Annotated in this window: 1 protein-coding gene and 2 pseudogenes; all 3 read left to right on the forward strand. The window is 41.9% G+C overall.

Going from position 1 to position 1,348, the window contains the following annotated elements; genetic code table 11:
• Positions 1–453: pseudogene (locus B0183_RS13130) on the forward strand (PBSX family phage terminase large subunit); the annotation flags it as partial.
• A gap of 45 nt (positions 454–498) precedes the next feature.
• A complete protein-coding gene (locus B0183_RS13135; RefSeq protein ID WP_412459330.1) occupies positions 499–1,176 on the forward strand; it encodes a DUF4055 domain-containing protein in 678 nt (225 codons plus the stop codon).
• A pseudogene (locus tag B0183_RS11590) lies at positions 1,133–1,348 on the forward strand (hypothetical protein); the annotation flags it as partial. The gene B0183_RS13135 and the pseudogene B0183_RS11590, both read left to right, overlap by 44 nt.

Consider the following 1,348-nt stretch of genomic DNA (forward strand, 5'->3'; position numbering starts at 1 on the left):
CAACATCAAGACGAAAGTATGGCGATTGTTGAGATGAATTATAGCGATAATCCGTGGTTTCCTGATGTATTAGAGCAAGAACGCTTAAGGGATAAAGCCCGTTTAGATGATGCGACTTATCGTTGGATTTGGGAGGGGGATTATCTTGAAGAAAGTGAGGCTCAAGTCTTTAGAGGAAAATATCAGGAACTTGAGTTTAAGCCTTTACCTGATTTTGAAGGTCCTTATCACGGGTTGGATTTCGGTTTTGCTCACGACCCAACCGCAGCGATTAAATGCTGGGTGTTTAAGGATGAATTGTATATTGAATATGAGGCTGGCAAAGTTGGGTTAGAGCTTGATGATACAGCCACATTTTTGCAGAAAGGTATTGCTGGCATTGAGCAGTATGTGATACGAGCAGATTCAGCAAGACCTGAGTCTATCAGCTATTTTCTTGCTCAAAATCGACCGCTTGAAGTGGTGCCTGTTGTGCCGTTTATTACGAAAGAAAGCAATGTGTTTGCATTAGGTGAGCCGCCGTTGCTTGAATTGGCCTATTTGAATGTTAAGCATTGGCAATCACAATCCGATCAGGACAACATTTTAAATACCGCTCGTGTGCCGTTATTAGGGATTTTCTCCGATACTGAAGTCAATAAGCTACAAGTTGGCGGTAGTGCATTGCATTTACCAGCCGGTTCTCAAATTGCTTATATCGAACATTCAGGTAATGCGATTAACGCAGGGCAAGACAGTTTGAAAGAGCTGGAAAGCCAAATGCGTGTTGCCGGGGCGAAACTCTTAGATAAAACCGTGTTAGCAATGACAGACAGTCAAGCCAAAGAAGAGCAGGGCAAAGAAATCAGTTTATTGCGACTGTATGCGAATAAATTTGAAGATGCGTTAGATTTAGCTTTGGAATACGTTGGGTTGTGGTTGGGTATTGATGATGTCGGTAAGGTGGAAATTAGCGGTAATATTGATGACGATCTCGATCCAAATGCCTCAATGGATATGGTCATTAAAATGCAACAAGCAGGCACACTTTCAAAACAAACCGTATTTAATGAAGCAAAACGCCGTGGGCTGATTAGTGATAATGTGGAATGGGAAGATGAACAAGCTCGCTTAAATGAAGAGGGGGTAGAATATGACCTTGAGTTCGCAGGACAAACCGAAACAAAGTCTGAATAGTCGTATTGCATACGCATTAACTGATCGCAAAATTCTGCATTTTCGTTATGATGCACATCTTAGACAGCAGGTAATGAAACAGCTGAGTAAAACACAACGTGAGTTGCTCAATCGTTTAGCAGCCGCAGGTATGGATGCTTTACCTAAAAAGCAATTAGACACACTGCTTAAG

Source organism: Glaesserella parasuis (assembly GCF_002015085.1).
Lineage (GTDB): Bacteria > Pseudomonadota > Gammaproteobacteria > Enterobacterales > Pasteurellaceae > Glaesserella > Glaesserella parasuis.